The sequence below is a fragment of the Pseudomonas sp. 65/3-MNA-CIBAN-0223 genome, assembly GCF_040310425.1.
Lineage (GTDB): Bacteria > Pseudomonadota > Gammaproteobacteria > Pseudomonadales > Pseudomonadaceae > Aquipseudomonas > Aquipseudomonas gregormendelii.
Genome location: NZ_JBEOPV010000243.1, coordinates 1 through 254, shown reverse-complemented (window position 1 = coordinate 254; position 254 = coordinate 1). Strand labels below are relative to the sequence as shown.

Sequence of the window (254 nt, the reverse complement as noted above, 5' to 3'; positions counted from 1 at the left end):
CCATTATTGGATCAGCGCTTACGTCACGCCGGTGATGAAAAACGGCGAAATCGTTGAGTATCAATCGGTGCGTACCTGTCCTAGCCCTGAGTGTGTGCAACTGGCCGAGGCTGATTACGCCGAGTTGCGCTCGGGGCGCACGCCGCTATGGCAGCGTCTGCCGCGGGTCAGGCTGGCGGGCAAGCTGGCGCTGTTTGTCAGCGCCGTGTTTGCCGGGGCGACGACGTTGGTCACTGTTTTGCTGCCGTCTATCG

1 pseudogene is annotated in these 254 nt (G+C 61.0%); it reads left to right on the top strand.

The window, feature by feature from the left end:
• Positions 1–254: pseudogene (locus tag AAEZ09_RS28750) on the top strand (methyl-accepting chemotaxis protein); the annotation flags it as partial.